The organism is Paenirhodobacter enshiensis (genome assembly GCF_000740785.1).
Taxonomy (GTDB): Bacteria; Pseudomonadota; Alphaproteobacteria; order Rhodobacterales; family Rhodobacteraceae; genus Rhodobacter; species Rhodobacter enshiensis.
In genome coordinates this window covers 15530-41852 of the sequence record NZ_JFZB01000031.1, presented here as the reverse complement: position 1 = coordinate 41852, position 26323 = coordinate 15530, and the positions used below count along the sequence as shown (strand labels likewise).

24 protein-coding genes are annotated in these 26323 nt (G+C 67.6%); 8 read left to right on the top strand and 16 right to left on the bottom strand.

Annotated features, from left to right (window positions below; all coding sequences use genetic code 11):
* Nucleotides 1–5: 5 nt before the first annotated feature.
* Entirely contained in the window at nucleotides 6–1469 is a 1464-nt protein-coding gene (locus tag CG50_RS12810) for an NAD-dependent succinate-semialdehyde dehydrogenase (protein WP_211248621.1), read from the bottom strand.
* Between the two features lie 137 nt (nucleotides 1470–1606).
* Here CG50_RS12810 and CG50_RS12805 point away from each other — a divergent pair, with 137 nt between their 5' ends.
* The 3 genes from CG50_RS12805 (at nucleotide 1607) to CG50_RS12795 (ending at nucleotide 4118) form a co-directional block, all read left to right on the top strand.
* Nucleotides 1607–2389 (top strand): IclR family transcriptional regulator, encoded by a 783-nt coding sequence (locus CG50_RS12805; protein ID WP_036639073.1) that lies wholly within the window; start codon nucleotides 1607–1609, stop codon nucleotides 2387–2389.
* Nucleotides 2390–2515: 126 nt separating this feature from the next.
* Nucleotides 2516–3109, top strand: a complete 594-nt coding sequence (locus CG50_RS12800; RefSeq protein WP_081880431.1) for an SH3 domain-containing protein — start codon at nucleotides 2516–2518, stop codon at nucleotides 3107–3109.
* 115 nt (nucleotides 3110–3224) lie between these two features.
* Nucleotides 3225–4118, top strand: a complete 894-nt coding sequence (locus CG50_RS12795; RefSeq protein WP_036639071.1) for a cation diffusion facilitator family transporter — start codon at nucleotides 3225–3227, stop codon at nucleotides 4116–4118.
* A 52-nt stretch (nucleotides 4119–4170) separates the two neighbouring features.
* Here the strand turns inward: CG50_RS12795 and CG50_RS12790 are convergent, their stop codons facing one another.
* Entirely contained in the window at nucleotides 4171–6189 is a 2019-nt protein-coding gene (locus CG50_RS12790; protein WP_036639069.1) for a M3 family metallopeptidase, read from the bottom strand.
* Nucleotides 6190–6438: 249 nt separating this feature from the next.
* On the opposite strand from CG50_RS12790, the gene aqpZ reads away from it, so the two are divergent.
* Nucleotides 6439–7125, top strand: coding sequence for an aquaporin Z (gene aqpZ, locus CG50_RS12785; RefSeq protein ID WP_036639066.1), 687 nt, complete (start codon nucleotides 6439–6441; stop codon nucleotides 7123–7125).
* Between the two features lie 88 nt (nucleotides 7126–7213).
* On the opposite strand, the gene pheT is transcribed toward aqpZ, so the two are convergent.
* The 7 genes from pheT to pyk form a co-directional block, all read right to left on the bottom strand.
* Nucleotides 7214–9634: a phenylalanine--tRNA ligase subunit beta gene (gene pheT / locus CG50_RS12780; RefSeq protein ID WP_036639064.1), complete on the bottom strand. Its 2421-nt coding sequence runs from the start codon at nucleotides 9632–9634 to the stop codon at nucleotides 7214–7216.
* A gap of 13 nt (nucleotides 9635–9647) precedes the next feature.
* Nucleotides 9648–10070: a hypothetical protein gene (locus CG50_RS16870; RefSeq protein ID WP_152559516.1), complete on the bottom strand. Its 423-nt coding sequence runs from the start codon at nucleotides 10068–10070 to the stop codon at nucleotides 9648–9650.
* On the bottom strand, nucleotides 10067–11149 hold the full coding sequence (pheS, locus tag CG50_RS12775; RefSeq protein ID WP_036639062.1) for a phenylalanine--tRNA ligase subunit alpha: 1083 nt from the start codon (nucleotides 11147–11149) through the stop codon (nucleotides 10067–10069). Before pheS ends, CG50_RS16870 begins: the two co-directional genes overlap by 4 nt.
* Before the next feature lie 128 nt (nucleotides 11150–11277).
* Entirely contained in the window at nucleotides 11278–11643 is a 366-nt protein-coding gene (rplT, locus tag CG50_RS12770; RefSeq protein WP_036639060.1) for a 50S ribosomal protein L20, read from the bottom strand.
* A 15-nt stretch (nucleotides 11644–11658) separates the two neighbouring features.
* Entirely contained in the window at nucleotides 11659–11859 is a 201-nt protein-coding gene (gene rpmI, locus CG50_RS12765; protein WP_036639056.1) for a 50S ribosomal protein L35, read from the bottom strand.
* A gap of 123 nt (nucleotides 11860–11982) precedes the next feature.
* Entirely contained in the window at nucleotides 11983–12204 is a 222-nt protein-coding gene (locus tag CG50_RS12760) for a hypothetical protein (RefSeq protein ID WP_036639053.1), read from the bottom strand.
* Between the two features lie 35 nt (nucleotides 12205–12239).
* Nucleotides 12240–13685, bottom strand: a complete 1446-nt coding sequence (pyk, locus tag CG50_RS12755; protein ID WP_036639050.1) for a pyruvate kinase — start codon at nucleotides 13683–13685, stop codon at nucleotides 12240–12242.
* 134 nt (nucleotides 13686–13819) lie between these two features.
* Here pyk and CG50_RS12750 point away from each other — a divergent pair, with 134 nt between their 5' ends.
* A complete protein-coding gene (locus tag CG50_RS12750) occupies nucleotides 13820–14581 on the top strand; it encodes an N-formylglutamate amidohydrolase (protein ID WP_036639048.1) in 762 nt (253 codons plus the stop codon).
* Nucleotides 14582–14839: 258 nt separating this feature from the next.
* Here CG50_RS12750 and CG50_RS12745 read toward each other — a convergent pair whose 3' ends face one another.
* From CG50_RS12745 to dgcN, 3 genes are all read right to left on the bottom strand, one after another.
* Nucleotides 14840–15700, bottom strand: a complete 861-nt coding sequence (locus CG50_RS12745) for a D-amino-acid transaminase (protein WP_036639046.1) — start codon at nucleotides 15698–15700, stop codon at nucleotides 14840–14842.
* A gap of 15 nt (nucleotides 15701–15715) precedes the next feature.
* Nucleotides 15716–16678, bottom strand: coding sequence for an N-acetyl-D-Glu racemase DgcA (gene dgcA / locus CG50_RS12740; RefSeq protein WP_036639045.1), 963 nt, complete (start codon nucleotides 16676–16678; stop codon nucleotides 15716–15718).
* Nucleotides 16679–16773: 95 nt separating this feature from the next.
* Nucleotides 16774–17775, bottom strand: a complete 1002-nt coding sequence (gene dgcN, locus CG50_RS12735) for an N-acetyltransferase DgcN (RefSeq protein ID WP_036639122.1) — start codon at nucleotides 17773–17775, stop codon at nucleotides 16774–16776.
* Nucleotides 17776–18462: 687 nt separating this feature from the next.
* On the opposite strand from dgcN, the gene CG50_RS12730 reads away from it, so the two are divergent.
* Together CG50_RS12730 and queF are read left to right on the top strand one after the other, a co-directional pair.
* Complete coding sequence (locus tag CG50_RS12730) at nucleotides 18463–19425, top strand: acetyl-CoA carboxylase carboxyltransferase subunit alpha (protein WP_036639043.1); 963 nt, start codon at nucleotides 18463–18465, stop codon at nucleotides 19423–19425.
* 120 nt (nucleotides 19426–19545) lie between these two features.
* The gene (queF, locus tag CG50_RS12725) at nucleotides 19546–20010 is read left to right on the top strand and encodes a preQ(1) synthase (RefSeq protein ID WP_036639035.1); all 465 of its coding nucleotides are present in this window, start codon (nucleotides 19546–19548) and stop codon (nucleotides 20008–20010) included.
* Nucleotides 20011–20113: 103 nt separating this feature from the next.
* Here queF and CG50_RS12720 read toward each other — a convergent pair whose 3' ends face one another.
* Genes CG50_RS12720 through CG50_RS12710 form a run of 3 tightly spaced genes read right to left on the bottom strand, consistent with a single transcriptional unit; the run spans nucleotide 20114 to nucleotide 22418 of the window.
* Complete coding sequence (locus CG50_RS12720) at nucleotides 20114–20842, bottom strand: lysophospholipid acyltransferase family protein (RefSeq protein WP_338048282.1); 729 nt, start codon at nucleotides 20840–20842, stop codon at nucleotides 20114–20116.
* Nucleotides 20842–21747 (bottom strand): cell division protein FtsX, encoded by a 906-nt coding sequence (locus CG50_RS12715; RefSeq protein WP_152559515.1) that lies wholly within the window; start codon nucleotides 21745–21747, stop codon nucleotides 20842–20844. The genes CG50_RS12720 and CG50_RS12715 overlap by 1 nt, the downstream gene beginning before the upstream one ends.
* Complete coding sequence (locus CG50_RS12710) at nucleotides 21747–22418, bottom strand: cell division ATP-binding protein FtsE (protein WP_036639030.1); 672 nt, start codon at nucleotides 22416–22418, stop codon at nucleotides 21747–21749. The genes CG50_RS12715 and CG50_RS12710 overlap by 1 nt, the downstream gene beginning before the upstream one ends.
* Nucleotides 22419–22543: 125 nt before the next feature.
* On the opposite strand from CG50_RS12710, the gene CG50_RS12705 reads away from it, so the two are divergent.
* Nucleotides 22544–23749: a zinc-ribbon domain-containing protein gene (locus tag CG50_RS12705; protein ID WP_081880434.1), complete on the top strand. Its 1206-nt coding sequence runs from the start codon at nucleotides 22544–22546 to the stop codon at nucleotides 23747–23749.
* Here the strand turns inward: CG50_RS12705 and CG50_RS12700 are convergent, their stop codons facing one another.
* A complete protein-coding gene (locus tag CG50_RS12700; RefSeq protein ID WP_051909989.1) occupies nucleotides 23750–26269 on the bottom strand; it encodes a DUF4175 domain-containing protein in 2520 nt (839 codons plus the stop codon).
* Nucleotides 26270–26323: the final 54 nt, after the last annotated feature.

The following is a 26323-nucleotide window of genomic DNA, read 5'->3' as shown; positions in this document are numbered from 1 at the left end:
AGCGCTCAGATCGCGCTGCAGACGTATTTCAGTTCGAGGTAATCCTCGATCCCGTATTTCGAGCCCTCGCGCCCGAGGCCCGACTGTTTCACGCCACCGAAGGGCGCGACCTCGTTCGAGATCAGCCCGGTGTTGTGGCCGACCATGCCATATTCCAGCCCCTCCGAGACCCGCACCATCCGGCCGTGATCGCGGGTGTAGAAATAGGCGGCGAGGCCGAAGATCGTGTCATTGGCGAGCGCGATCACCTCTTCCTCGGTCTCGAAGCGGAACAGCGGCGCGAGCGGGCCGAAGGTCTCCTCGCGCGCGACCAGCATGTCCGAGGTCACGCCGGTCAGGATCGCCGGCTCGAAGAACAGACCGCCGAGGCGGCGCCCGCCCTGGATCAGCTCGGCCCCCTTGTCGAGCGCGTCGCGGATATGCGCCTCGACCTTGTCGAGGGCCTTCGGCTCGATCATCGGGCCGATGGTGGTGCCGGGCTCGGTGCCGGGGCCGACCTTCAGCGCGCGCACCTTCTCGGCGAGCTTCGCGGCGAAGGCATCGTAGACGCCCGCCTGCACGTAAAGCCGGTTGGCGCAGACGCAGGTCTGCCCGGCGTTGCGGTATTTCGAGGCCATCGCGCCCTCGACCGCGGCATCCAGATCGGCATCGTCGAACACGATGAACGGCGCGTTGCCGCCAAGTTCGAGGCTGATCTTCTTGATCGTCGGGGCGCATTGCGCCATCAGCAGCCGCCCGACCTCGGTCGAGCCGGTGAACGAGAGCTTGCGCACCGTATCGCTGTCGGTCAGCACCTTGCCGATCTCGCGCGCCGGGCCGGTGACGATCTGCAGCACGCCCGCGGGGATCCCCGCCCGCACCGCCAGCTCGCCGAGCGCCAGCGCGGAAAGCGGCGTCAGATCGGCCGGACGCACGATCATCGCGCAGCCCGCCGCCAGCGCCGGCGCCGCCTTACGGGTGATCATCGCCGCCGGGAAGTTCCACGGCGTGATCGCCGCGGAGACGCCGATCGGCTGGCGCAGCACGGTGATGCGCTGATCGGCCTTCGGCGCCGGGATCGTATCGCCATAGATCCGCTTCGCCTCTTCCGCGAACCATTCGATGAACGAGGCGGCATAGAGGATCTCGCCCTTCGCCTCGGCGAGCGGCTTGCCCTGTTCGAGCGTCATGATCAGGCCGAGATCGTCGACATTCGCGAGCATCAGCTCGAACCAGCGGCGCAGCCGGGCCGAACGGTCCTTCGCGGGCAGCGCCGCCCAGCCCTTCTGAGCGACGGCCGCACGCGCGATCAGCGCCTCGACCTCGGCCCCCGACAGGCTCGGCACATGGCCCACGACCGAACCGTCGGCCGGGTTCGTCACCGCGATGGTCTCGCCCGAAGCCGCCTGCACCCAGGCGCCATCCACGAGGCAGGCGTCTTTCAGAAGGCTCGGATCTTTCAGCGCGGGGATCGCGGTTGGCTCGGTCATGTCAGGCTCCGTTTCGGATGGCAGGGTTTCAGGCGGGATCTTCAGGTCGCGTTTTCCGGTTGCAGTTCCGGCAACCGTTCAATATATTGAACATTATTCTCTATATTGAACGTAGCGACAGGGAAGGCCGCTTGTCAATGACGCTCTCACCCGATGCGGCACCGGCACGCCGTCTGGTTCCGGCCATCGAACGCGCCAGCGCGGTGATGGATCTGCTCGCCGGATCGTCCCGCCCGCTCAGCCTGTCCGAGATCGCCCGCGCGGCAGGCCTCGCCAAAAGCTCGGCGCATGGGATCTGCGAGACGCTCTCGGCGCTCGGTCTGCTGCGCAGCGAGGCGGCGGGCTATGCCATCGGCCCCCATGCCCTGCGCTGGAGCGCGGCCTATCTCGGGCGCACCTCGCTGATCAGCGAATTCGAGGCGCTGCTCGCCTCCGACGATGCGCTGCGCAGCGCCACGACGACACTGTCGGTGCTCAGCGGGCGCGACGTGGTTTATCTCGCCTGCCACAACTCGGACCGGCCGCTCGGCTTCACCTTCCGCGCCGGCGAACGCCTGCCCGCGCCGTTCACCGCCACCGGCAAGGCGATGCTCAGCGCACTGAGCGAGACCGAGCGTCAGGCGCTCCTCGCCGGCGACTGGCCCGCCCCGCTGACCCCCGCCAGCGTTCCCGATGCCGCGCGCTTCGAAACGCAGGCCGCGCGCTGGCAGACACTCGGCTATGCCATCGACGACGGCGAAGTGCGCGAGGGGATGGTCTGCCTCGGCGCGGCGGTGCGCGATGCGCAGGGCCGCCCCGTCGCGGGCCTCGCAACCTCGTTCACCAGCGCCGAGGCGGCCGGAGACGAGCGCGCAGCCCTCGGCCGGGCAGTGGCGGCGCTGGCGCACCGGCTGTCGGCGCATCGGCCGCTCCCGGACTGAGCCGGCCACCCCTGCCCGCTGCACGACGTCCGGGGCCCGTCTTCCCATGCCGTGCAGTTTGCGGCACAATGGCGTGGACGAAGGGCCGCGCACAGACGGCCCGGCCTTCTGGCCCGGAGAGCAGAGATGACCCATTCGACCCCGGCGCCCCGGCGCGGGATTTTCCTGCCGGCGCTGGCCGCCGGCCTGATCGCGGCCTGTCTGGCCGGCACTGCGCACGCTCAGGACGCCGAGGACGACACCGCGATGCCAGCCGATCTCGATGCGTCGATGACGCTGGAAAGCCAGGAGAACCGCGGCGCGGTCACCAATCTGCCGCTGCCGCGCTATGTCTCGCTCAAGGGCTCTGACGGCAATGCGCGGCGCGGGCCCTCGCTCAGCCACCGCATCGACTGGGTGTTCAAGCACGCCGGAATGCCGCTGAAGGTGACGGCCGAATTCGGCAACTGGCGCCGGATCGAGGACCGTGACGGCGCCGGCGGCTGGATCCATTACACTCTGCTGTCTGGCGTGCGCACCGTGGTGTTCGAGGACGACCACACCGAGCTGCACTCGCGCCCCGACGACAAGGCCCCGTTGACCGCCTATGCCGAGGCCGGTGCGATCGCCAAGCTCGGCAAATGCTCCGTCGAGTGGTGCGATGTCAGCTCCAAGGACGCCGACGGCTGGGTGCGCAAGACCAAGGTCTGGGGCGTCGATGCGCAGGAAACCCGCGACTGAGCCCCGGTCCCCCCGGAAAGACTGTAAAAACAGGTGACGTGGCGGGCGAAACCCGCTAGGGAAAGGCCCCGTTCACCTGCCGGGCCCGTTTCCGCCCGCTTCCGGTCCGACTGACATGACGAATCTTCCCCCCCGCCTGCGCCTGAACCTTTCGGCTGGCCTCGCCTCTGTTGCGACGGCGACGGTGCTGGTCGCGCTGAAACTCTGGGCGTTGTGGCAGACCGGGGCGCTGGCGATCGCCGCCTCCCTCGCGGATTCGGCGATGGATCTGCTGGTGTCCTTCGCCGGGCTCGCCGCCATCGTCTATGCCGCGCGCCCGGCCGACGAGGATCATGCCTTCGGCCACGATTCGGCCGAGGATCTGGCCTCGCTCGGACAATCGGTGTTCATCTTCGCTTCGGCCTGCGCCATCCTGTGGGCGGCCGGGCACCGGCTGCTCGAGGACGAGCCGCCCGAGATCACCTCGGAAGGCTATGGCATCGCGGCGATGGCGGTCTCGGCGATGGTGACGATGGGGCTGGTGGCCTGGCAGCGCCGCGTGGCACGGCGCACCCACAACAAGGTCGTCGCGGCCGACATGCTGCATTACATCGGCGATCTGATCCCGACCGTCGGCGCCATCGTGGCGCTGGTGGTGGCCGGCACCTTCGGGGTGCAGCGCGTCGACAGCCTGTTCGCCATCGGCGCGGCGCTGTTCATGCTTTGGGGCGCGGTGAAGATCGGGCGCGAAGGCTGGCACGCGCTGATGGACCGCGCCGCGCCCGAGGAAACCGTGGCTGAGATCGGCAAGATCGCTGCCTCCACCGAAGGCGTGCGTGCGTTCCACGATCTGAAGACCCGCACCTCCGGGGCGCGGTTGTTCGTGCAGATCCATGTCGAGCTCGATGGCGATCAGCCGCTGCGCACCGCGCACGGGATCGCCGCGGGCATGAAGCGGCGCATTCTGGCGCGCTACCCCGATGCCGACGTGATCGTTCACATGGATGTCTGGCGCGGCAAAAGCGCCTGAGCGCGGGGGCTCTGCCCCCGCACCCCCGGGATATTTGTCGCGAATCGAAAGATCAGGCCGGGTCCAGAAGACCGCGGCCGCGCAAGAGAGCCTCGACGCCCGGTTGCTTGCCGCGGAAGGCGAGCCAGAGCTGATCGGCGGGCGCCGAACCGCCCTTGGACAGGATGTTATCCTCGAGGCTTTTGGCGGTGGCGGGATCGAAGGCCGAGCCTGCCTCGCGGAAGGCCTCGAAGGCATCGGCATCCATGACCTCGGACCACATGTAGCTGTAATAGCCCGAGGAATAGCCGTCGCCCGAGAATACGTGGCTGAAATGCGGCGTGGCGTGGCGCATCCGGATCGCGTGCGGCATCCCGATCGAGGCGAGGATCTCGGCCTGTTTCGCCATCGGATCGGCGGGCGCCGGGCCGTCGTGCAGGTCCAGATCGACGAGCGCGGAGGCGATGTATTCCACCGTCGCGAAGCCCTGGTCATAGGTCGCCGCCGCCAGCACCTTGTCGAGCAGCGCCTTCGGCATCGGCGCGCCGGTCTTGTAATGGCGGGCGTGCTTTTCCAGCACCTCGGGCACTTCCATCCAGTGCTCGTAAAGCTGGCTCGGCAGTTCGACGAAATCGCGCGCGACATTGGTGCCCGAGATCAGCGGATAGGTGACATCGGACAGCATCTGATGCAGCGCATGGCCGAATTCGTGGAACAGCGTGCGCGCGTCGTCATAGCTGAGCAGGCACGGGCTGCCCTTGGTGAAGTTGCACACGTTCATCACGATGGTCTTCTGATCGCCGCCGAGCTTCTTCTGCGGGCGGAACTCGGTCTCCCAGGCGCCGGAGCGTTTCGAGGCGCGGGCGAAGTAATCGCCGAGGAACACCGCCACATGCGCGCCCTTGCGGGTGATCTCCCAGCCGCGGACGTCGGGGTGGTAGAACGGGCCGGGAAGCTCGCGGAAGTCGAGATCGAACAGCCGGTGGGCGGTATCGAACACCGCGCCGATCATCGCGTCGAGCGACAGATAGGGCTTCACCTCGGCCTCATCGAAGGCCTGCTCGGCGACGCGGCGCTTTTCCGAGTAGTAACGCCAGTCCCAGGGCTCCAGCTCGCCGTTCAGCCCGTCGGCACGCATCAGCTCGGTCAGGCGGGCGGCGTCGGCCTCGGCCTTGCGCTTCGCCGGGCCCCAGACCTGCATCAGCAGATCGCGCACGGTTTCGGGCTTACGGGCCATCTCGTCATCGAGCTTGAACTCGGCGAAATTCCTGAAGCCCAGAAGATGCGCGCGTTCCTCGCGCAGGGCGAGAATCTCGGTCACATTGGCGATGTTGTCATGCCCGTCGCCATTCGCGCAACGCGAGGTCCAGGCCTCATAGGCGATGCGGCGCAGCTCGCGCTTGGGCGAGAATTGCAGGAAGGGCACGATGAGCGAGCGGTTCAGCGTCAGCACCGGGCCTTCGGCGCCGCGTTCGCGTCCGGCCTCGGTCGCGGCCTCGATCACGAAGTCCGGCAGGCCTTCGAGGTCCTCGGGCGCGAGCGGGCGCGACCAGTCGCGTTCGTCGCCCAGCAGGTTTTGCGAAAACGCCGTCGAGAGCACGGCGAGGCGTTCCTTGATCGCGGCCATGCGCCGCGCCTGATCGCCGTCGAGGCCCGCGCCCGCACGCAGGAACATCTTGTGGTAAAGGTCGAGCACCCGCGCCTGTTCCGCCCCGAGGCCAAGGCTGTCGCGGTTTTGCCACAGCGTGTCGATGCGGGCCCACAGCGCCTTGTTCATCGTCACCTCGGACGAATAGGCGGCCATCTTGGGGGCGAGATCGCGCATCAGCGCCTCGCGCGCGGGGGTGCTGTCGGCGCTCGACAGGTTGTAGAACACGCCCGCGACGCGGTTCAGCGCCTCCTCGGACAGTTCCAGCGCGTCGATGGTATTGGCGAAATCGGGGGCGGCGGGGTTTTCGGCGATCTTCGCGACATTGGCGCGGGCCTCGGCAAGCGCCGCCTCGAAGGCGGGGGCGAAATCCTCGTCACGGATCTCGGCGAAGGGCGGCAGGGCGAAAGGCCCGGTCCAGTCGGAAAGCAGCGGATTGCCCATCGAAAGATCTCCTGTCCTGTGATGCCGGGGGCGGACCCGGCCGTTGAGGGCAAGGTAAGGCCCGGCTTCAGGGGTTTCCATCCCCTCACGCCGGGTTTTCGCGCGGGGTGGGACCGAAATCGCCATAGCCCGGTTCCGGTTTCATGGTTAAAACGCCGGTGCTGCCTCCGCGTGGACCGGAGCAGCCGGACCCCATGGCCCGTCAGGTCCGTATTCCAAAGACGAGTCACCCCTGTAAAGGTTCCATTCATGCAAAAGAAACTCTTCGCCGAGATGATCGGCACGTTCTGGCTGGTGTTCGGCGGCTGCGGCAGCGCGATTCTGGCCGCCGGCTTTCCCGAGCTGGGCATCGGCTTCGCCGGCGTCGCTCTGGCCTTCGGCCTGACCGTGGTGACCATGGCCTATGCGGTCGGTGGCATCTCTGGCGGGCATTTCAACCCGGCGGTCTCGGTCGGGCTGACGGTCGCGGGGCGCTTCCCGGCGGGCCAGCTTCTGCCCTACATCGTCGCGCAGGTCGTCGGCGCGATCATCGCCGCCGCAGCGCTTTACGCCATCGCCTCGGGCAAGGCCGGGGCAGAGCTGGGCGGGTTCGCCTCGAACGGCTATGGCGAGCATTCGCCGGGCGGCTATTCGATGGTCTCGGCCCTGCTGATCGAGGTGATCCTGACCGCGGGCTTCCTGATCGTCATTCTGGGGTCCACGCATGGCCGGGCGCCGACGGGCTTCGCGCCGCTCGCCATCGGTCTGGCGCTGACGCTGATCCATCTGGTGTCGATCCCGGTCGACAACACCTCGGTCAACCCGGCGCGCTCGACCAGCCAGGCGCTGTTCGCCGGTGGCTGGGCGCTCAATCAGCTGTGGCTGTTCTGGGTCGCTCCGATCCTCGGCGGCATGCTGGGCGGGCTGATCTGGAAGGCCTTCGGCGAGCGCGACTGAGCGCCCTGCCCCAGGGCCTCACCCTGAAAACGAAACGGCGGACCGGATCTCTCCGGCCCGCCGTTTTTCATTGCCCCGGACGGCGCGATCAGCTGCGCAGCGTGCCGCCGGTCGCCTTCGCCACCTTGTCGACGATCTTCGCCGCGACGGCCTCGATCTCGGCATCGGTCAGAGACTTGTCCTTCGGCTGGAGCCGCACCGACAGCGCGATCGACTTCTTGCCCGGGCCCATCTGCTCTTCCGCCTTCGGGCCGGTGAACTGATCGAACACCGAGACCGCGGCGATCAGCGCCTTGTCGGCGCCCATCGCGGCGTTCACCGCCGTCAGCGCCTCGACCGAGGCATCGACGACGAAGGCGAAATCGCGTTCCACCGAATGCAGATCCGACAGCGTCAGCGCCGGCCGCGTCGGCACATGCACCTTCGGGAAGGGCACGTTGGCGAGGCGGATGGTGAAGGCCACCGCCGCCCCCTTGATGCCGAGCGCGCGCAGCACCTTCGGATGCAGCTCGCCGAAGGTCGCCAGAACGTTCGGCCCGAGTGCGATGTTGCCCGCGCGGCCCGGATGCCACCAGGCGTCGAGCTTGCGGTTGATCTGCACCCGCGCCGGCGCGCCGATGGCGGCCAGGACCGCCTCGGCATCGGCCTTGGCGTCATAGAGATCGACCGGACGGCGCGACTGCCAGGGATCGCGCGGCGCGGTCGAGCCGACCAGAAGCCCTGTCGCCAGAACCGCCTGCTCGCCCGGCTCGCCGCCCGAGAACACCGGACCGACCTCGAACAGCGCCAGATCCATGAAGCCACGCGCCTGATTGCGCGCCGCCGCCTCCAGCAGACCCGGCAGCAGATCGGGGCGCAGATGCGTCATCTCGGAGCTGATCGGGTTCTCGATCCGCGTCGCCTCGGAGCCGCCGCCGAACAGACCTGCCGCGGTCGCGTCGATGAAGCTGTAGGACACGCATTCGTTGTAGCCGAGCGCCGCGATGGTGCGCCGCGCCGTCTTCTCGCGCACCTGCGCGGGCGTCAGCACCGGCTTCGGCACGCCGACGTTCTCGCGGGCAAGCGGCTTGCCCACCAGCTTGGTCAGCGAGGCGATGCGCGCCACTTCCTCGACCAGATCGGCCTCGCCCAGCACATCGGGGCGCCAGCTCGGCACCCGGGCCATGTCGCCCTCGAAGGTGAAGCCAAGATCGGTCAGCGTCTTGCGCTGCACATCGGCCGGGATCTCCATGCCGACGAGGCTGACCACGCGTTCGGGATCCAGACGATAGGCGCGCGCGGTATCGGGCACCGCTCCGTCGATCACCAGCTCCGAGGCCTCGCCGCCGCACAGCTCCAGCACCATCTGCGTCGCGAGTTCGAGGCCCGGCACGGTGAAGGCCGGATCGACGCCGCGCTCGAAGCGGTAGCGCGCATCGGTGACGATCTTCAGCGCGCGCCCGGCGGCGGCGATGGTGATCGGGTCCCAATAGGCGCTTTCGATGAAGACATCGGTGGTCTCGGCGGTGCAGCCCGAGAGTTCACCGCCCATGATGCCGGCGATGCTCTCGACGCCCGCATCGTCGCGGATGACCATCATGCCGGGTTTCAGCGCATAGGTCTTGCCGTCGAGGGCGAGGATCTCATCGCCTTCGACCGCGTCAGTGATCCGCACGGTGCCCCTGACCTTCGCCGCGTCGAACACGTGAAGCGGACGGTTCAGATCGTAGGTGAAGTAGTTGGTGATATCGACCAGCGCCGAGATCGGCCGCAGACCGATGGCTTCGAGCCGCGCCTTCAGCCACTCGGGGCTTTCGCCGTTCTTCACGCCGCGCACCAGACGACCGGCGAAGAGCGGGCAGCCCTTCCGCTTCAGCGCATCCGCGATCTCGACCTTCACCGGGCAGGGATAGCCGCCCGGAACCGCCTCGATCTCCAGCGGCTTCAGCGTGCCGAGGCCCCGGGCCGCCAGATCGCGCGCCACGCCCCGCACGCCGAGCGCATCGGGACGGTTCGGCGTGATCGAGATGTCGATCACCGGATCGACCGCCGCCGGACGGTTCGCCGCCAGCCAGTCGACGAAGCGGCAGCCGACATCGGAATTCTCCGAATCCTCGGGCAGCTCGATGATGCCGTTATGCTCGTCCGACAGCTCCAGCTCGCGCTCCGAGCACATCATGCCCTGGCTCTCGACGCCACGGATGACGGCGGGTTTCAGGGTGACGTCGATGCCCGGCACGTAATCGCCGGTCTTGGCGAGAACGACGGTGATGCCCGCACGCGCGTTCGGCGCACCGCAGACGATCTGCTTCTCGCCCTCGTCGGTCAGCACCTTGCAGACATGCAGATGGTCGCTGTCGGGGTGATCCTCGGCCGCGAGGATCTTGGCGATGGTGAACGCCCCGAGCCGCGCCGCCGGGTCGGTGACCTCCTCGACCTCGAGACCGAGGTCGGTCAGCGTATCGGCGATCTCGGTGACGGACGCCTCGGTGTCGAGGTGGTCTTTCAGCCAGGAGAGGGTGAATTTCATTGGTCTTTGCCTCTCATTTTGTCGAGTAAGCGTTCGTCAGTTGAACCGTGACATAAGCCACAACTGCCGGGAGCATGAGGTTTACAATGACGGTTCCAACCGCAGAACGAGTGAACTTCCGCAGGCGCGTCCACCAAGATTGCTCAACATGCCAATCAAGGCGAGCATATCCGCCCTGTGACAGCCTCAATCGCCCGGTGTCATCAGTAAGCGCGTCCTCGTGAACCCAGCCGCGATCAAGCGCAATGTTTTTCATGGCGACGAAAACGCGATTGGCCTGATCTGCGTCGTTCTTTGCAATTCTCTTCAAACCCGGAAGAAGAGAATGAGCATTAGGTTCATCGTAACGCGCTCCGTATCCCGGCCCATCTGGGTCAAAACACTCATCCTCGACCCAGCGAAGGAACTCGCGCTCCAACTTCAGATCATACTTCACTTGCTCAGCCCCCCGAAAACCGTCGGCAGATCAAGCGCGGCGAAGCCGTAGTGCTTCAGCCAGCGCAGGTCGGATTCAAAGAACGCGCGCAGGTCCGGGATGCCGTATTTCAGCATCGCGATCCGGTCGATGCCCATGCCGAAGGCAAAGCCCTGCCACTCTTCGGGGTCGATGCCGCCGGCCGCCAGAACCTTGGGCTGCATCATGCCCGAGCCCAGGATCTCCAGCCAGCCATCGCCCTCGCCGATCTTCAGCTGGCCGCCTTCCCACGAACAGCGGATGTCGACCTCGGCCGAGGGCTCGGTGAACGGGAAATGCGAGGCGCGGAAGCGCAGCTCGACCGAGGGCACCTCGAAGAAGGCGCGGCAGAATTCCTCGAGCGTCCATTTCAGGTTCGCCATCGAGATGTCCTTGCCGATCGCCATGCCCTCGACCTGATGGAACATCGGCGCATGGGTCTGGTCCATGTCCATGCGGTAGACGCGGCCGGGCGCGATCACCCGCACGGGGGCGCCCTTCTCCTGCATCGCGCGGATCTGCACCGGCGAGGTATGCGTGCGCAGCACATGCGGCGGGCGCGGATCGGCCGGGTCGCGGTGCATGAAGAAGGTGTCATGCTCCTGCCGGGCGGGGTGCTCGGGGGCGATGTTCAGCGCGTCGAAATTGTGCCAGTCGTCCTCGACCTGCGGGCCCTCGGCCACGGCGAAGCCCATGTCGGCGAAGATCGCGGTGACCTCGTCCATGACCTGGCTGACCGGGTGGATGGTGCCTTGCGGGCGCGGCCGGCCGGGCAGCGTCACGTCGAGCCATTCGGCCTTCAGACGCGCGTCGAGCGCGGCATCCGCCAGCGCCTCCTTCTTGGCGCGGAGCGCGGCGTCGATTTCGGTCTTCAGCACGTTCAGCGCCGCGCCGCGGGTCTGGCGCTCCTCGGGCGTCATGCGGCCCAGCTCGCGCATCATCAGGCTGATCTCGCCCTTCTTGCCGAGGGCGGCGAGGCGGATCTCCTCCAGCGCGGGTTCATCCCCGGCACCGCCGATCCCCTCCAGATATTTCGACTTGAGTTCGTCGAGCGCGTCCATGCCGTATCTCCTGACTGGTCGAGGCGGTGCTATCCTTGCCCCGGCCCGTTTTCAAGTTCGTGAAACGCAAAACCCCGCGCTCGGCGACTGCCGGCGCGGGGTTCGTGATGCAATCCCGAAAGGGATTATTACGCAGCCGCGGCAGCCTTCGCCTTTTCGACGACGGCCGCAAACGCTTCGGGCTCGTGGATGGCGAGATCCGCCAGAACCTTGCGGTCCACTTCGATCCCGGCGAGCGCCAGACCGTTGATGAAGCGCGAGTAGGTCATTTCCAGATCAACGGCGCGCACGGCGGCGTTGATGCGCTGGATCCACAGCGCGCGGAAGTTGCGCTTGCGCTGCTTGCGGTCGCGGGTCGCGTACTGGTTCGCCTTGTCGACCGCCTGGGTGGCGGTGCGGAAGTTGCGCGAGCGGGCCGAGAAGTAGCCCTTGGCGGCCTTGAGGACCTTCTTGTGCGAGGCGTGGGTGACCTTGCCGGATTTGACGCGTGCCATGTGTCAGCCTCCTGATCAGCGGTTGTAGGGCATGTAGGTCTTGACGATCTTCTCGTCCGACGCCGACAGGATCATGGTCCCGGCGGTGTTACGGATGAACTTCGTCGAGCGCTTGATCATGCCGTGACGCTTGCCGGCATTGCCAGCGATGACCTTGCCGGTCGCGCTGAACTTGAACCGCTTCTTGGCGGCCGATTTGGTCTTCATCTTGGGCATTTCAATCTCCTCTTGCGAGTCGTGAACGCGCAACTCGGCATGCCACTTGGCCGGCCACGCGGGGAAGTTCAGGATGCGGGGGATACAGAGGCCCGGCGGCTTTGGCAAGGGCTGAATCGCGGCTCAGTTCACGATCATCGCCAGCACGCGCACGAAGGCCCGGGCCGCCTCGGCCGGAGGATAGCCGCCCGGGTGCGTCACCCAGGCGGCCGCGATCAGGATCAGCGCCAGACCGGCGCCGATGACCGAGGACCAGCGCCACCAGTTCTCAGCAAAGGCCGCGAGCCATCCGGTGAAGGAAAAGGCCAGAAGGACGATGCCTGAAACCAGAAGCACGTCACTCATCGCCTGCCCTCACCGGCGGGTCGCGGCCGGCCCGGTCATTCCGGGTCGGTCAGCGACAGCAGCCGCTCGTCGCACGAAGCGACGCGCAGGATGTTGGTCGAGCCCGCGACGTTGAACGGCACGCCCGCGATCACCACGATCTGCTTGGTCTCGTCGGCGAAACCCGCATCGCGCGCGGCGCGCGCCGCGTCGATCACCGCCTGCTTGAAGCGGTCGACGACCTCGCCCTGAACGCCGTGCACACCCCAGTAAAGGCACAGCTTGCGCAACGTCGGCTGCAGCGGCGACAGCGCGATGATCGGCACATTCGGCTTCTCGCGACACACCAGGGCAACGCTGTTGCCTGACTGGGTGTAGCAGGTGATCGCCGCGATCTCGGTCGCCTCGGCGATCTCGCGCGCGGCAGCCACCATGCCGTCGGCGATGGTCTTGCGCTCGATCACCCGCGAGGCGACGATGATGTCGCGGTAGGTCGGATCGCTCTCGACCGAACGCGCGACCGCATCCATCGTCTTCACCGCCTCGACCGGATACTTGCCCGCGGCCGATTCCGCCGAGAGCATCACCGCATCGGCGCCTTCGTAGATCGCCGTCGCCACGTCCGAAACCTCGGCGCGGGTGGGCATCGGGCTCTCGATCATGCTCTCGAGCATCTGCGTCGCCACGATCACCGGCTTCGCGGCAGCGCGGCACTTGCGCACCAGACGCTTCTGGATCGGCGGAACCGCCTCGACCGGCAGCTCCACGCCCAGATCGCCGCGCGCCACCATGATGCCATCGGCAACCTTGAGGATTTCCTCGAAGGCCTTCTCGGCCGCCGGCTTCTCGATCTTTGCAAGGATCGCGACGCGGCCCTTGGCCAGCTCGCGCGCTTCCAGCACGTCGGCCGGGCGCTGCACGAAGCTCAGCGCCAGCCAGTCGACGCCCAGCCCGCAGGCGAATTCCAGATCCGCCCGGTCCTTCTCGGACAGCGCGGCCAGCGGCAGCACCACGTCGGGCACGTTCACGCCCTTGCGGTTGGAGATCGTGCCGGGCGTCGTCACCGTGCAATCGGCGAAATCGGCACCGCAGGCATCGACCTTCATGCGGATCTTGCCGTCGTTGATCAGCAGCGTCGTGCCGACCTCGAGCGCGGCGAAGATCTCGGGATGCGGCAGGCAGACGCGGTTCGCGTTGCCCTCGGCCGGGTCGAGGTCGAAGCGGAACTTCTGTCCCTCGGCCAGATCCTCGAAGCCGTTCGCGAAGGTGCCGACACGCAGCTTCGGACCCTGAAGGTCGGCCAGAACGCCGATCGGCCGGCCGGTATCGGCCTCGATCTGGCGGATGATGTCATAGCGGGCACGCTGCTCGTCATGGGTGCCGTGGCTCATGTTCAGGCGGAACACATCGGCCCCGGCCTCGAACAGCGCGCGAATTGTAGCGTAGTCAGAAGATGACGGGCCGAGCGTGGCCACGATCTTGACATTGCGGAGGCGTCTCATGCGTCCTCGTTTCTTTATCGTTTCAGTCATTTGCCGGGCCGCTTTCAGGTATGGCGCAATTTCGCGCGCGCGGCAACTGGTGGAGCGTGCCCGACTGCCGTAAATCCGTCCTAGCACAGGGAGACGACACGGAAATGACCATTTCGTCACAACAATCCGCGAGCGAAGCCTTCGCCATCGAGGGCGCGGAACGGCCGTCGCGCTGGCTCGTCACGGTCGATCACGCCACCAACCGGGTGCCCGGTTGGGTGGGCGGCGGCAGCCTCGGCCTCCCCGGGGAAGAGATGGCGCGCCACATCGCCTTCGATCCCGGCGCTCTCGGCACCGGACGGGGCATCGCGGAGCGGCTGAACGCGCCCCTGATCCACAGCGATTTCTCGCGTCTGGTGATCGACCCGAACCGCGGCGAGGACGATCCGACCCTGGTGATGCAGCTCTATGACGGCACGGTGATCCCGGGCAACCGCGCCGTCGACGCCGCAGAAACCGAAACCCGCCTCGCCCGGCTCCATCGCCCCTATCACGACGCACTCGAAACTCTCGCGGCCGCCCGCCCCGACCGGGCGATCTGCGCCATCCACTCCTTCACCCCGCAACTCAGGGGCAAGCCGCCCCGGCCATGGGAAATCGGCGTGCTGTCCTCGCACAAGGACCGCCGGCTGAGCGAACCGTTCATCGCCCGGCTGCGCGCGCTCGGCATCGTCACCGGCGACAACGAGCCCTATGCGGGCCATCTCGACGGCGATTCGATCGACCGCCACGCCCTCGCGCCGCGCCGCCCGAACCTGCTGATCGAAGTCAGGAACGACCTGATCGCCACCCCCGAAGGCGAAGCCGCCTGGGCCGCCCGCCTCGCCCCCGTTCTCGACGCCGTGCTGAGCGACAGCGGCCTCTGACGGCGCCACCCCTCCCCCTTTCGATTCGCCGAAAATATCCCGGGGGTTAGGGCCGAAGGCCCGAGGGGGCAGAGCCCCCTCTCTTAACCTTCTGTGGGGCAGAGCCCCTAACCTTACTGAGGGGCAGAGCCCCCTTCTTTTCTGTGCGGGCAGCACTCCAGGCTCAACGCACCCCGGCCCCCGTCACAAGAAAAAACCCCGACCTTCCGGCCGGGGCTTTCCCTCTCCATCCGGGGGCAGAGTGCCCCGCAATCCGGATCAGATCGCGGCCTTCAGCGCCTCTTCGATGTAGATCTCCCGCAGCCGCTTCGCCACCGGGCCGGGCTTGCCCGAACCGAGCTTCACGCCATCGACCTCGACGATCGGCATCACGAAGGACGAGGCCGAGGTATAGAACGCCTCGTCGGCCTGCTGCGCCTCGGCGATGGTGAAGGGGCGCTCCACCAGCTTCAGCTGACGCTCCGCCATCATCTTCAGCAGCGAGCCGCGGGTGATGCCGTGCAGGATGTCGTTCGACAGCGGCCGGGTGATCACCTCGCCGTTCTTCACGATGTAGCAGTTGTTCGACGAACCCTCGGTGACGAACCCGTCCTCGACGAACCAGGCATCGTCCTTGCCCTGCTGCTCGGCCGTCATCTTGGCGATCGAGGCCCAGAGCAGCTGCACCGTCTTGATGTCGCGACGATGCCAGCGCAGATCCGGCACCGAAACCACGGTGATGCCGGTCTCGGCATGGGGATCGTTGCGCAGATCGGCCTTCGACTGGGTGTACAGAACCACGGTCGGCGGCGTGCCGGCTTTCGGGAAATGGAAATCGCGGTCGCCCGCATTGCCACGCGAAATCTGCAGATAGACCCCGCCATTCTCGAGCCCGTTCAGCTCGACGAGCTTGCGATGGATCTCCAGCCATTCGTCGCGGCTGATGTCGCAATGCATCTGCAGCTCCTTGAGCGAGCGCTGCAGACGCGCCATGTGGCCCTCGAATTCGAGGAGCTTGCCCTCGAGGACACAGGTCACCTCGTAGACGGCGTCGCCCATGACGAAGCCCCGGTCGAAGATCGAGACCTTGGCCTCTTCCTCGGGCAGATACTGACCATTCAGATAGACGGTGCGGCTCATTGAATTCTCCTCAAGTCAGCCCCAGAGGCCCGGTTCGGGCGGAAATACCTTGCCGTTCTCGTAACGCAGCGGCGTGTCGCGGTCTTCTGCCAGAAGCAGCGGTCCGTCAAGGTCGACGACCGAGACGCCCTGCGCCACCAGCACCGCCGGCGCCATGGCGAGCGACGAACCCACCATGCAGCCGACCATGACCTTATAGCCCTCGGCCAGCGCCAGCGCCCGCAGCTCCAGCGCCTCGGTCAGACCGCCGGTCTTGTCGAGCTTGATGTTGATCATGTCATACTTGCCCTTCAGATGGGCAAGGCTGTGACGGGTATGGCAGCTCTCGTCGGCACAGACCGGCACCAGCCGGTCGAGGCCGATCAGCTCCTCATCCGCCGCGGCGGGCAAGGGCTGCTCGACCATCGCGACGCCGAGACGCTTCAGATGCGGCGCGAGGTCGAGATAGGTCTCGACCGTCCAGCCCTCGTTCGCGTCGACGATGATCGTCGCCTCGGGGGCGCCGCGACGCACCGCTTCGAGGCGGCCCATGTCGTCGGGCGTGCCGAGCTTGATCTTCAGGAGCGGGCGATGCGCATTCTCGGCCGCCTTCATCTGCATCCGCTCGGGCGTGTCGAGCGACAGCGTATAGGCCGTAGTGACCGGCCCCGGCGCGCTCAGTCCCGCAAGATCCCACACCCGCTTGCCGGCGGCCTTCGCCTCCAGATCCCACAGCGCGCAATCGACGGCATTGCGTGCGGCACCGGGTTCCAGCGCGTCCTGCAACTCGGCGCGGGTGATGTCGGCGGGCAGCGCCTCGATCTGCGCGGTGACGCTTTCGAGGCTCTCGCCATAGCGCGCATAGGGCACGCATTCGCCCCAGCCCAGAATGCCGCCGCGCTCGATCCGCACGGTCAGGACCTTTGCCTCGGTGCGGCTGCCGCGCGAGATGGTGAACACCTCGGCCAGTTTGAAGACGTCTGCGGTAACGGAAATCATGCCTGTCCCTTTATCCCGGAAGTGCCCGCTTTTCATGGAAGCGCCCGCATCCGGCCCCCGAAAGGGCAAGACGCGGGCGCAGCCTAGTCGCGTTCTCAGATCGCTTCCAGCGCGTCGACCAGCTTCGCGGCGCCGAAGCGGAAGGGGTCGGTCGCGGGCAGGCCCATGTCGGCCTCGATCTTGGCGAGATAGGCGCTCGCCTCGGTCTCGGACATGTGCTGCGTGTTGACCGAAACGCCGACCACCTTGCAGTTCGGATTGCCGACCCTGGCACAGGTCAGAGCGAGCTCGCGCAGAGCCTCGAGCGAGGGCAGCTTGTAGCCCGGCAGACCGCGCATGTGATCGCGGGTCGGCTCGTGGCACAGCACCAGCGCGTCGGGCTGACCGCCATGGACCAGCGCCATCGTCACGCCCGAGTAGGAGACGTGGAACAGGCTGCCCTGACCCTCGATCAGATCCCAGTGATCGGCGTCGTTGTCGGGCGTCAGCCATTCGACCGCACCGGCCATGAAGTCGGCGACGACCGCATCGAGCGGCACGCCATTGCCGGTGATCAGGATGCCGGTCTGGCCGGTGGCGCGGAACGTCGCCTTGTGGCCGCGGGCGCGCAGCTCTTTTTCCATGCACAGCGCAGTATACATCTTGCCGACCGAGCAATCGGTGCCCACGGCCAGCATCCGCTTGCCCGAGCGCTTCACGCCATTGGCGATCGGATAAGCCACGCTCGGCACGCGCACGTCATGCAGCTTGCGCCCCGTAGCCTCTGCCACGGCGACGAGCTCGGGCTCTTCGCGCAGCAGGTTGTGCAGCCCCGACGCCAGATCGAAGCCCTCTTCCAGCGCCTCGACCAGAACCTTCTTCCACGCCGGGCTGATGATGCCGCCGCGGTTCGCCACGCCGATGACCAGCGTCTTGACGCCCTTCGCCTTCGCCTCGGCGAGGCTCAGATCCGGCAGGCCCATGTCGGCGTTGCAACCTTCCATGCGGAACTGGCCGATGGCGTATTCCGGGCGCCAGTCCTTGATTCCCTGCGCCACCTTGGCGGCCAGCTGATCGGGCGCATCGCCGAGGAACAGAAGGTAGGGGGTTTCGATCAGCGACATGAGAGCCTCGTGTGGTTGGATTGGTCACGTGGGCGGAAGATAGCGCGATCCACGGGCAATACCGATGAAAATCGCACCGAACCTGCCCGACATGTCGCAGAATTCCGCGTCTGTGCCGAAATTCTGCGCAAATACTTGCGCGGATTTTTGGCATGACGCCGGAACCCGGGATGCGGCACCGTGACGATTCCGCCTGCATGAGGGGTATTGCAATCCGGCACGCAAGATTCTATCACGCACGAAGACAAACGAGACAGATACTTTCCCGCAGGATTTTCAGCACCCTGACCGTAGCCCGTCCGGGCCTCCAGCAATGCGACATTTGCTCACCCCCGGCACCGAGACGGCCACCATGAAAAAAACGGCTTTGAGATAAGCAGAATAAGTTGCCAGACGGACTGAAATGATGAAGAGTTCATCGAAACGTGAATGATTCGTGACGCTGAAATGCGACACGATGTCACAGGATCCCGGAGCGGCGAGGAGGGGAGGCCACGCCAGCATGAGGGAACCCGGAGCGCCCCGGCCAGAGCTGGTCCGGGGCGTTTCCATTTGCATTGCTTCCCATCTCACCCCCTTGCCAAACAGGTCAATCCGCCCCGATCGCGGCGGGTCCACGCCCGCCAGTTGCATTTTCCGCCCCGCGACGGCATATAGTCCTGACCGAAAACGGAGGGCTGCATGACTACCTACCTCGAATTCGAGAAACCCCTTGCCGAGATCGAGGGGAAGGCCGAGGAGCTGCGCGCCCTCGCCCGGCAGAATTCGGAAATGGACGTCGAGAAGGAAGCGGCCGCTCTCGACCGCAAGGCGGCGCAACTGCTCAAGGACCTGTACAAGGATCTGAGCCCCTGGCGGAAAACCCAGGTGGCGCGCCATCCCGACCGGCCGCATTGCAAGGATTACATCGAGGCGCTGTTCACCGAATACACGCCTCTGGCCGGCGACCGCAATTTCGCCGACGATCACGCCATCATGGGCGGCATCGCGCGGTTCAACGACAAGCCGGTGATGGTGATCGGCCATGAGAAGGGCAACGATACCGCCAGCCGGATCGAGCGCAACTTCGGCATGGCCCGCCCCGAGGGCTATCGCAAGGCGATCCGCCTGATGGATCTGGCCGACCGGTTCCGCCTGCCCGTCATCACCCTCGTCGACACCCCCGGAGCCTATCCGGGCAAGGGCGCCGAGGAACGAGGTCAGGCCGAGGCGATCGCGCGCTCGACCGAGAAATGCCTGCAGATCGGCGTTCCGCTGGTCTCGGTCATCATCGGCGAGGGCGGTTCGGGCGGTGCGGTGGCCTTCGCCACGGCCAGCCGTCTGGCGATGCTCGAACATTCGATCTACTCGGTGATCTCGCCCGAGGGCTGCGCCTCGATCCTGTGGAAGGATGCCGAGAAGATGCGCGAAGCCGCCGAGGCGCTGCGTCTGACCGCGCAGGATCTGCTCAAGCTCGGGGTGATCGACCGGATCATCAAGGAGCCGACGGGCGGTGCGCAGCGCGACCGCGCCGCGACCATCGCCGCGGTGGGCTCGGAAATCGCGCTGATGCTCGCCGAGCTGAAGGACATGAAGCCGGCCGAGCTGATCCGCGACCGTCGCAAGAAGTATCTGGACATGGGCGGCAAGGGCCTCGCGGCCTGATCCCGTCCCGATCCCCAACCAAAAGGGCGGGCCTGCGGGTCCGCCCTTTTCATGTCGGGGCCTGCACGCCCGATCTCACCGCCCCCCCCGCACCGGGGCAACGGCCCGAAAGGACATCCGATGAGCGAAACGATCTATGACGGGCTGACCCAGCTCGGCCATGCCGCGCCCCTGCCCGAAAGCCCCGAGGCGGCGATCCTCGAACGCGTGCCGAACCCGCAGCAGGGCATCGGCTATCTGGTGCGCTTCACCGCGCCCGAGTTCACCTCGCTTTGCCCGCTGACCGGACAGCCCGATTTCGCGCATCTGATGATCGACTACGTGCCGGGCGACTGGCTGGTCGAATCGAAATCGCTGAAGCTGTTCCTCGGCTCGTTCCGCAATCACGGCGCGTTCCACGAGGATTGCACGATCTCCATCGCGCGCCGGCTGGTCGAGACGCTGGACCCGCGCTGGCTGCGCATCGGCGGCTACTGGTATCCGCGCGGCGGCATCCCGATCGACGTGTTCTGGCAGACCGGCGCCGCCCCGGAAGGCGTGTGGATCCCCGATCAGGGCGTGCCGCCCTACCGCGGCCGCGGCTGAGGCAGTCAGGGCCCAGAAACACGAAGGGGCGGTCCCGCAGGCCGCCCCTTTCGCAGTCCGACGGGTCAGACCCAGACCTTCCCAGACCCAGGCCTTCCCAGACTCAGGCCTTCCGCCCGGCCTCGGCCATCAGCGCGTCCGAGGCGGGCTCGATCCGCGCTTCGAGTTCCGCCATGAAACGGTGCGGATCCATGCCCGGCTCGATCGTCGGAAGGAACTCGATCACCGCAAGGCCCGGCTTGCGCAACAGCCCGTGGCGCGGCCAGAACAGCCCGACATTCGCCGCCGCCGGAACGCAGGGCAGCTTCATCGTGCGGTAAAGCGCGCCGGCGCCGATCTTGTATTCGGCCCGCACCCCCGGCGCGACCCGCGTGCCCTGCGGGAAGATGATGAGCTGACCGCCCGCGAAGCGCGGATTGCGCACCGCCGCCAGCATCGCCTTCATCGCCGCCGCGCCGCGCGCCCGGTCGACCGGGATGCAGCCGATCAGCCAGGCATACCAGCCCAGGAACGGCGCCCACAGCAGCGACTTCTTCATGATGAACTTGCCCTGCGGCAGCGCGGAATAAAGCAGCAGGATATCGAGGAAGCTCTGATGTTTCGAGGCGACGATCACGTCGCCCTCGGGCACGGTGCCGCGGATCTCGGTGCGCAGGCCGACGAACCAGCGCAGCGACACCCGGATCCAGCGCGAATAGGTCCGGCACACCCAGATCGCCGTCCCCCGCCCGCCGATCAGCGCGAACGGGAACATCACCACCGCCATCACCACCATCAGCACATACATCTGAACGATGAACAGCACCGAGCGCAGGTATTGCACCACGATCATCAGCGAATTCCCCGCAGCATCCGTTGCGCCGCACCGCGCGTGGCGCCATAGGCGACAATCGCCGCGACCGGCGGAATCAACAGCGGCCACAACCAGCCCCAGCCGCTGAACCCGAGCCCGGTCAGGAAACCGCCCGCCTCGTTCGCGGCCGGCAGGATCGCCAGCCCGATCATCGCGAGAACCGTTCCCACCACCGCGCCGACGAAGCCGCGCATCGTGAAACGGCGCACGAAAGCATGGGCGATGAAGCTGTCACGCGCGCCCACCAGCCGCAACGTGCGGATCACCTGCCCGTTCGCCGCCAGCGCCGCCTGCGCCGCCAGCGTGATCAGCCCCGCCATCGCGCCGCCGATCAACACCAGCGACAGCCCACCCAGCAGCCGCAGCCGGTGCGCGGCCGACACCAGCGGCTGGCGCCAGCGGGTGTGATCGTCGAACACCGCGCCGGGCGCCTCGGCCGAAAGCCTCAGGCGCAGACCGTCGGTGTCGATGCCCTCGGCGCTCTCGGTCACCTCGATCAGCTTCGGCAGCGGCAGGCTGTCGACCGGCAGATCCGGACCGAACCAGGGATCGAGCAGCTTCTTCATCTCGGCATCGTCGAGGGGGCGGAAGCTCGCCACCCCGGGTGTCGTTGCAAGCGCCGCCAGAACCGCCTTGGTCTGGGCGTCCATCTGCTCGGGCGGGGCCGAGATCCGGATCGTCGCCGAGCGCGCCAGCGCCTCCGACCAGCGGTCCGCCAGACGCCCCGTCGCCAGCGACAGCGCCAGCGCGAAGACGGCGAGGAAGGCCATCGCCGCCGCCGTCAGCACCGTCAGATTCGCCGTCTGTGCCGAGGGCGGCACCACCCGGTCAGCCGGGGTGCCATCGCCGCGCAGCAGCGCCAGAAAACCGTCGAGCCCCGCCATCACAGATCCGCCCCCGCCAGATGCAGCCGCCGGTTCTGGATGCGCAGCACCCGTGCCGAGACCTGCGATTTCGCGTGCCGGATCAGGTTCAGATCGTGCGTCGCGATCACCACGGTCTTGCCCATCTTGTTCAGTTCGATCAGCAGCGCCAGAAGGCGCTTCGACATCTCCCAGTCGACGTTGCCGGTGGGCTCGTCGGCGAGGATCACCTCGGGCGACATGATGACGGCGCGGGCGAGCGCGGCGCGCTGACGCTCGCCCCCCGACAGCTCGGGCGGCAGCGCATTCGCCTGTCCGCGCAGCCCCACCCAGGCCAGCAGCTCGCGCAGCTCGGCCATGTCGGGAGTGCGCCCCGAAACGGTGATCGGCAGCGCGACGTTCTCGGTCATCGGCAGGTGGTCGAGGAACTGGCAATCCTGATGCACCACGCCGATGCGCTGACGGGTGCGGGCGATGTCGTCGCGCCCCATCTGGCGCACATCCTGCCCGAACAGATTGACGAACCCCGCGCTCGGCAAGAGCTCGGCATAGCACAGTTTCAGGAACGAGGTCTTGCCCGCCCCCGACGGCCCGGTCAGGAAGTGGAACGAGCCCGGAACCAGTTTCAAGGTCATCTCGGTCAGCAGCTCGATGCCGCCGTAGCCCATGGAGACGTTCTGCAGCTCGATCACTGCCGACCCTTTCCTGCCTGCCGCGCCGAGCCAGCCGGCTAACGCTTGGATATTGTTTCCATGCTTGCTACAACATGTGCAAAAGAATTGCCAGAATGGCGATGCGAACCAGAGGGAAAGCCGGCATGAGGCTGATCTGTCCGAAATGCTCTGCGCAATACGAGGTCGATGACGCCGCGATCCCCGATTCGGGACGCGAAGTGCAGTGTTCGGCCTGCGGCGACATCTGGTTCCAGCCCGGCGCCGCGCTGACCCCGGCGCCGCTGCCGCTCGGTCAGCCCGCGGGGACGGAGTCGGGCGACGATCCGGTCGCGCGTGCGATCTCGCGTATCGTCAGCGAGCTGGAAACGCCCGCCGGGTCGGAGACGCCTCCGGCGGCCGGGCCGGCGCCCATCGTGACGGAACAGGCGCAACCGGCAGAGCTGCCCCCCGACCCCGACGAAAACCTCGCACCGGACGATTTCGCCGAGACCGCTTTCACAGAGACCACCACCGAATCCGACAGTCTGTCTCCGGTATCGCCCGAGCCCGAGGCCGTCGGAACCGAAGCCACCGCGGCGAAGCCTGCCGATCCGGCCGATGCTCTGGCCGCGCTGTCCGCGGCGACGGCAGCCCTGCGCGCGGCCCTGAACGACGGGGAGGCAGAGCCTCCGGCTCCGCCGCGCCGCCCGCTCGATTCGAATGTGCTGAGCATCCTGCGCGAGGAGGCCGAGCGCGAGACCGAGGCCCGCCGTGCCGAAGGCAGCCTCGACGATGCGGCCGGCGATGCGGCCAAGGTGGTGGCACTGCATACGCCCCTGCACGATGCGCCCGCCTCTGCCCCCAGGGCGGAACCGCCGCTGACCCGCGAGGCCCCGCCCGCACCGGCACCGTCTCCGACGATGCGCGGTCTGCCGGACTTCAGCGACCTCAACTCCCCCGATGCGCCGGTCAGCGCCGAAACCGCACCGGGATCCCTCGGCGGAGCGGAGCGGTCAGCGGACGATCTTCCCCCGCCGCCCTTCCCGCCCGAACTGCCCCCGGAACTTCCCGATGCGGCGGCGCTCGCCTCGACGCTGGCGGCGGCGCAGGATCGCCGCGATGCCCCCCCGCAGGAGGCCGTTCAGGCAGCGCCGCAGGGCAGCGGGTTCCGCACCGGATTCTTCGGCGTGCTGCTGATCGCGGCTCTCGGCACATTGCTTTACATCTATGCCGGCGCGCTCGCCGCGCTGGTGCCGCCGCTGGCACCCACGCTCGACATCTGGGTCGGCTGGGTCGATGCGGGGCGGATCTGGTTCAACCACACGCTGATCGGGGCCATCGCGACGCTCGTCCACGCCCTGCGCGGCTGATCAGAACCGGTCGAGCAACCGCCCCAGATAATCGAGTTCCTCCTGCGGACGCTGCCGCTCGGCCGAGCGGCGGCGCAACTCGTCCAGAAGATCGCGCGCCCGGCTGTAGACGTCTTCACCCGGCAGCATGTTGCGATCGGTGCCGGGCTGCGCGCCTTCGCCCGCCTGCCGGCCAAGCGGATCGCGCCCGGTCGCGCCCTGCCCGCCCGCTGCGGCCCCCTGCCGCGGATCGGCGCTGTCGTCGGACGGGTCGTCCTGCGCCGCGCTGTCGGGCCGGCCCGCGCTCAATGCCTCGCGCATCGACTTCATGCCGTCGCGCAGCGCCCCGATGGCCTCGGCCTGGCGGTCGATCGCCGATCCCGTGTCGCCCTGATCGAGCGCGCGGCCCGCCTCGTCCATGGCACGCCCGGCATCGTCAAGACGGCGCTGCGCCTCGGCTCCGGCGTCTCCGCCGAGATGCGGCATCAGCGCCCGCTGCCGGTCGAGATCCTGGCGCAGCCCGCGCTGACGATCGGCGAGACTGCCGCCGAGTTCGGGACTGCCGGAATCCGGGCGGCCCGCTTCCGGCGTTCCGGTTCCGGGCGATCCGGGCTGCGCCCCCGCCCCGCCCGAAGGGCCTTCCTGCATGTCCTGGAACGCATCGTCGGAAAGCTGCTGCTGATTGCGCAGCGTCTCCTGCAGGTCGCGCATCGACTGACCGCCGGGCGAGTTGTCCGACCCGCCCTGCCCCTGCGTCACCTTCATGTTCTGCATCATCCGCGACAGCTGATCGAGCAGTTGCTGCGCCTCGGCCATCCGGCCGTCTTCCATCAGCTTCTGGATCGCGTCCATCATCTGCTGGATCTGATCGCCGGTGATGCGCTGCTCGGGCTGGTTGGCACCGAAGCGCGGATCCTGATCGGGGTCTTGCGAGGCCAGCATCCGCAGATAATCGTCGGTCGCCGATTTCAGATCCTGCATCAGCTTGCGGATCTCGTCGGCCGAGGCACCGTTGCGCATCGCCTCGGACAGTTTCTGTTGCGCCTGCTGCATCTTCGCCAGCGCGTCCGAGCGCCCGCCGTCTTCCAGCAACACCGCCATGCGCCACAGGATTTCCGCCAGATCGTCGCGGGTCTTGTCGGCGATTTCGCCCTTTTCCAGACGCAGCGCCACAGCCCGGATCGCCGCGCCGGTCTGGGCATCGGGAAAGATGTCGTCCGGCCGGTTCGAGATCGCGCGCAGCACCTCGGCGGTGCGCGGTGCATTCGCCCGGTTCCACATCAGATCGCGCCGCGCCTCGATCAGCGCCGCCGCGCGCGGGTCGAAGAACCGCCGCCCCGGCAGCACCATCGCCTCGGGGGCGGAGCTGCCGGTCTGACCGAGCCCGTCCTCGACCTGCAACGTCACCGTCACCGGCAGATTGGCGAGCGCGCTCTTCGCCGCGTCCTCGTTGAGCTTGCCGGTGAAGGACGCGCGCGAGGCCGTGATCGGCAGCGCCAGATCGTAGACCAGATCGGGATGCGGCTCGGGCGCGATGGCCAGCCCGTACCGCCGATCCACATGGGAAAGGTCGAGCGCGATCCGCGCCTTGCCCGAAACCACGCCGTAATCGTCGCCTGCGCGGAAGGACTGGACGAACTTGCCGTCGGCGCGCCGCTCGGCCCGGCCGACGAGGGCGACCTCGGGCGCGGCATCGGGCAGAAGCGCCACCCGGAACACCCGCCCGCCATGGCCGCCGATGCGGATCTCGCCATCGCGCAGCGCCACGAAATCGCGCGCCGTGACGCCCGAGGAACCGGCCGTGTCGGCCTCGGGCGCCTCGGCCGGGTTCGACACGCTTTCATTGAACGACACCGATCCGGCAGAACCGTAAAGGCGGAACGAGAACCGGGTGCCCTTCGGCACGCGCAGCTCCTCGCCCGCGACGGTATTCAGATAAAGCCCGGGCTTGCCCGTGTAACGCGGCGGCGCGGCCCAGCCCTCCCAGGCGGGGGCCATCGCGGCCTCGGCCGGACCGGCGGGACCGTGGCGCAGCATCCCGACCCCCGCCCAGGGCGCGCCGAACAGCACCGCCATCGCCACCGCGGTCAGCGCGCTCAGCCGCAGCGCATAGGGGTCGCGCGGCGCAAGATCGGGGGAAGGGGCGACGGGGCGCGCGGCCTCGGCCTCGGCGCGCATCCGCTCCACATGGCGCAGCCACAGCGCCGCGACCGCCGGATCGCTTGACCCGAGCGCCATGCGGTCCGCCATCGCGGCAAGCGGCCGGCCCGGCAGGCTGGCGTCGAGCCGCGCCACCGCCTCGGCCCGCGAGGGGAAGCGGAATTTCCAGATCCCATAGCCCAGCCCCGCCACCAGCGCCGCAACCGAGGCATAGCCCGCGGGCATCAGTGCCCAGTCGGGCAGCACCGCGGGCAGGCGGAACGCGCCGGCGGTGAAGATCGCCCCCGCGACGGACAGCACGGGCCAGAACGCGCGCGCGCCCCGTTCGGCCGCCAGACCCGCGCGGGTCAGCGCAAGCGTGCGCACAAGCGCCGGGGACATTGCCCCGGCCGCCCGATCAGATCTGTCGCGGGTCTTGCGCATCATGCCTTTCCG